At 56.6% G+C, this 4,180-nt stretch carries 6 protein-coding genes; 4 read left to right on the top strand and 2 right to left on the bottom strand.

Annotated elements, in window-relative coordinates; translation table 11 throughout:
• A partial coding sequence (locus tag WBM93_RS12335; protein ID WP_424432166.1) for a c-type cytochrome occupies positions 1–234 on the top strand: 234 nt, incomplete at its 5' end.
• Positions 235–253: 19 nt separating this feature from the next.
• Here WBM93_RS12335 and WBM93_RS12340 read toward each other — a convergent pair.
• Both WBM93_RS12340 and WBM93_RS12345 read right to left on the bottom strand, forming a co-directional pair.
• Positions 254–1,123 (bottom strand): LOG family protein, encoded by an 870-nt coding sequence (locus WBM93_RS12340; protein WP_424432167.1) that lies wholly within the window; start codon positions 1,121–1,123, stop codon positions 254–256.
• Between the two features lie 49 nt (positions 1,124–1,172).
• A complete protein-coding gene (locus tag WBM93_RS12345; RefSeq protein ID WP_424432168.1) occupies positions 1,173–1,856 on the bottom strand; it encodes an extensin family protein in 684 nt (227 codons plus the stop codon).
• Between the two features lie 144 nt (positions 1,857–2,000).
• Between WBM93_RS12345 and WBM93_RS12350 the strand changes: the two genes are divergently transcribed.
• The 3 genes from WBM93_RS12350 to WBM93_RS12360 all read left to right on the top strand — a co-directional run.
• The gene (locus WBM93_RS12350) at positions 2,001–2,618 is read left to right on the top strand and encodes a sulfite oxidase heme-binding subunit YedZ (protein ID WP_424432169.1); all 618 of its coding nucleotides are present in this window, start codon (positions 2,001–2,003) and stop codon (positions 2,616–2,618) included.
• Between the two features lie 11 nt (positions 2,619–2,629).
• On the top strand, positions 2,630–2,947 hold the full coding sequence (locus WBM93_RS12355) for a PepSY domain-containing protein (RefSeq protein ID WP_424432170.1): 318 nt from the start codon (positions 2,630–2,632) through the stop codon (positions 2,945–2,947).
• A gap of 126 nt (positions 2,948–3,073) precedes the next feature.
• Positions 3,074–4,180, top strand: a 1,107-nt coding sequence (locus tag WBM93_RS12360; RefSeq protein WP_424432171.1) for a phosphoserine transaminase, incomplete at its 3' end; no start/stop codon positions are given.

A 4,180-nucleotide genomic window follows, 5' to 3' on the forward strand; every position in this document is an offset into this window, starting at 1 on the left:
TGGCTGAAGTCGCCGCGCAAATATGCCGATGGCACTAAGATGACCTTTGCCGGTCTCGGCAAGGCGGAAGATCGTGCCAATCTGATGGTCTATCTGAACGCACAGGGATCAAATATCGCGCTTCCGCCCGCACCGGCGGTCGAAGCACCGGCGGAAGAAGCCGCTGAAGCAGACGCTGGTACTGATGCCGAAGCAGTTGAAGCGGTGGAAGCCGACGCGGCGGCGGCAGAATAAGCCACCCGCCCGGATTGCCTTACCGGCAGTCCAGTTCGTAAAATTCCTGGATAATCGTCCAGGCCTCGTCTGCGGTTTCGACAAACTGGAACAGATCCAGATCCTTGCGGCTGATCGTGCCTTCTTCGGCCAGGGCGTCGAAATTGACCACCCGGTTCCAGAAATCCTTGCCGAACAACAATATCGGCAGCGGCTCCATCTTGCCGGTCTGCACCAGCGTCACCAGTTCAAGAAATTCGTCCAGCGTGCCAAATCCGCCCGGGAACACGGCAACCGCCCTCGCCCGCAAAAGGAAATGCATTTTCCTCAGCGCGAAATAGTGGAACTGGAAGCTAAGCGACGGCGTCACAAATTCATTGGGCGCCTGTTCATGAGGCAGGACAATATTGAGTCCGATCGACTCTTTGCCGACGTCGGCCGCACCGCGATTGGCCGCTTCCATGATCGAGGGCCCACCGCCCGAGCAAACGACAAAGTCGCGCTTGCCGTCGCTGGAAATACCGCAGGCACTTGCCAGCCGCGCCAGGTTGCGGGCTTCGTCATAATATTTGGCCTTTTCTTTCAACCGCTGGGCGATCTTGCGCGATTCCTCGTCGCCCGCCGCCTCGATCAGCGCATCGGCCTTGCCGGGCTCGGGGATACGCGCCGATCCGTACATCACCAGTGTCGATCCGATGCCGGCTTCATCGAGCAGCATCTCGGGCTTGAGCAATTCGAGCTGGAAGCGGACCGGGCGCAATTCTTCGCGGAGCAGGAAATCGGTATCCTGAAATGCTAGTCGATAAGCCGGATCCCGGGTCTGGGCCGTCTCGAGATGGGCCTTTTCGGCGAATTCGGCTTCCTGCTTGGCGTGGTAAAAACGATTGTCGTGGAGATCTTTGTTTGTCATGACTTCGCCCTAACGCAAAGATTTGCGACTGACCAGAGACCTTGTTCGCCTAGCGGCAATATCCGTTGCCACTCATGTCGAGATGGAAATGATCACGGTGGGCTGCGTTGTAATCGGGGCTTAGAACCGTACCAAAGCGCTTGCAGGCACTGTCATGGATCGCAGCGAGAAACTGCATTTCCCGGCGCCCGCTTTTCCAGTCATTCTCAACCGTTATCCGGCGACCGTCGGTTAGGACAAAGGCGGATACATCGATCGCATTGGCATGCGCATGTTGGGACAATTTTCCGGAGCCGGCGATATTGCGGCAATTATAGCTGCCCATGGTCTCGATTCGCTGGAGGTCGCTCCCGAGATATTGCCGGGCAGCACGTTTGACTGCATATTCGGTCCACGCGGCAAATTTGCTCGCAAGTTCGCATTTGACCGGACCCAGATTGGTCACATCGGCGCCGACGTCGAGCAACCTTATACTGTCGATCTGGCTGCAACCGCCACTGAACTGGCGATTGGGCAAGGGAGAAAAGCGGACGTTGGCCTTGCCGAGATCGCTGAAACATTGGCGTGCCGCAGGCGTGGGATCGAAAGAACCGAGACCGGCTGAAGCCTGAGGTCGTAGCGACTGGCCGCTATGCCCTGCGGGTATAGCGCCACAAGCGCTTAACAACAGGGACACCAGCCCCAGAAGGCCGATGGTCTGCGTCCGGTGTTTGATATGCAGGTTGAATTCCATGACCAGATCAATGGCAGAGGATGGTTAAATCCAGGCTGAAGATGATGGTAAAGAAATCCTTACCAAGCCGGCGACACGGGACGGGCGACAAATTGCTACAAATTTCCTCTGGACCATCGGGTATGCGAAACTAAAGAGAATGGCATGTCGATTTTGTGGAAACTGAACAGCCTGCCGGTTTTCTGGATTTTGCTGACGATACCGGCCGTTCTGCTGCTGCGCGGATATTGGGCGGGCGAAATAATCGCCATGGACATGTTGCACCCGACCGGCGAATTTTCGGCACGGTTCATGATCATTGCCCTGATGATCACACCGCTTTCGGTAATATTCGGAAATCGCCAGTGGCTCGGTTGGTTGCTAAAACGTCGCCGGTCGTTCGGGCTCGCGGCCTTTGGATATGCCATATTGCATTTCGCCTTTTACGTCATCGATATGGAGGCCTTGAAACCGATTCTGGCAGAATTTTGGGCTCCGGGCATCTGGACTGGCTGGGCTGCTATGTTGGTTTTCGTACCGCTGGCCGTCACCAGCAACAACGCCTCCATGCGTCGTCTGAAGCAGGGCTGGAAGCGGTTGCAGCGACTGGCATATGTTGCCGCCCTGCTGACGCTCGCTCATTGGCTGTTAATCCATGATGGCGTAGGCGGGGCGCTGGCACATTTTATTCCGCTTTTGCTATTACAGCTATTGCGAGGCATTATCATTCATGCCAAAAGAAACGATGGAAACAAGCAGCGCGAATCGCTGCAAACCGACTAGGCTTGGAGAAAATGAACATGAAATATTCCGCGATTGTCATGGCGACAGCCGTCATATTTGCCACTGCTGGCTTGTCTTCCCCCGCCCTTGCCACCGGCAAGATGACCTGCGAAGCAGGCCCGCAATCAGGTTGGAAAACCCGCGCGCAGCTGGAAACCAATCTGGTCGCGAAGGGCTGGACGGTCAAAAAATCGAAAGTCGACGGTGGTTGTTACGAAGTCTATGGCACCACTCCCGAGGGAGACCGGGTAGAAGCCTATTTCCACCCTGTATCGCTTGAAAAACTGCTGGTTCTGCGCCGCGGAAAAGAGCTTTATCGCAAGCCATAAGCTGCCGTTCCCGGTTGACTGGTTTCAGTCATTTGACGCTTGACATGCTGCGCTGCACAAGACAAAGCGGCGCCGGGCCACGCGGTCCCAACGCCGCGCGAGCTCTCTGCAAGGAGAAGCGTTAAAATGACTGATACTACTGTACCGACACCTGAGTTGCGTCCGGACTGCCCGAATTTCTCTTCGGGTCCGACCGCCAAATTCCCCGGTTGGTCTCTCGATAAAATCAACACAATAGCCATGGGCCGATCGCACCGGTCGGCGACCGGCAAGGCCCGGCTGAAATATGCTATCGACCTCAGCCGCGAGCTTCTGGGCATTCCCGACGACTATCTGATCGGCATCGTACCGGCCTCCGACACCGGAGCCGTTGAGCTAGCCATGTGGAATATGCTGGGCGCTCGTCCGGTCACGGTTGCCGCGTGGGAAAGCTTTGGCAATGTCTGGATTCAGGACGCCGTCAAGCAGCTCAAGCTTGCTAATCTCACCGTCCTCGACGCTGACTATGGCGAAATTCCCGACCTCAGCGGAATCGACAAGGGTGACGATATTGTCTTCACCTGGAACGGCACGACTTCGGGCGCGAAAATTGCGAACACCGACTGGATTGCGGATGATCGTGAAGGCGTGACCATCAACGATGCCACCAGCGCCGTCTTTGCCCAGCCGATGGATTGGTCCAAGCTCGATGCAACGACCTATAGCTGGCAAAAAGTCATGGGTTCGGAAGCCGGTCACGGAATGATCATTCTCAGCCCGCGCGCCGTCCAACGCATAGAAAGCTATACTCCGTCCTGGCCGCTACCCAAGATCTTCCGGGTGAAGAAGGGCGACAAGCTCAACCGGGCGATCTTTGAAGGCGCGACGATCAACACGCCTTCGATGCTCGCGAACGAAGACTATATTGCCTCGCTCGAATGGGCAAAATCGATCGGTGGCCTGGCTGAACTTCACGCCCGTGCCGACCGCAACGCGAAAATCGTCCACGACTGGATCGAAGCGACCCCGTGGATGCGCAATATGGTCGGCAACCCGGCCCAGTGGACCAACACCGGCGTTTGCATGGTGTTTCAGGGTGGCTGGTATGACGCCCTCGATGATGATGCCAAAGCGTCTGTGCCGAAGAAGATCGCAGCTATGCTCGACGAAATGGGTATCGGCTATGACTTCAACGGTTATCGCGATGCACCGCCGAGCCTGCGTATCTGGTGCGGTTCGACCGTCGAGGAAGAA

Source organism: Parasphingorhabdus sp. (assembly GCF_049667325.1).
Taxonomy (GTDB): Bacteria; Pseudomonadota; Alphaproteobacteria; order Sphingomonadales; family Sphingomonadaceae; genus Parasphingorhabdus.

Coding starts and splice junctions, on each gene's coding strand:
- WBM93_RS12340 (WP_424432167.1), bottom strand. CDS start 1,123: ATGACAAACAAAGATCTCCACGACAATCGTTTTTACCACGCCAAGCAG.
- WBM93_RS12355 (WP_424432170.1), top strand. CDS start 2,630: ATGAACATGAAATATTCCGCGATTGTCATGGCGACAGCCGTCATATTT.
- WBM93_RS12350 (WP_424432169.1), top strand. CDS start 2,001: ATGTCGATTTTGTGGAAACTGAACAGCCTGCCGGTTTTCTGGATTTTG.
- WBM93_RS12345 (WP_424432168.1), bottom strand. CDS start 1,856: ATGGAATTCAACCTGCATATCAAACACCGGACGCAGACCATCGGCCTT.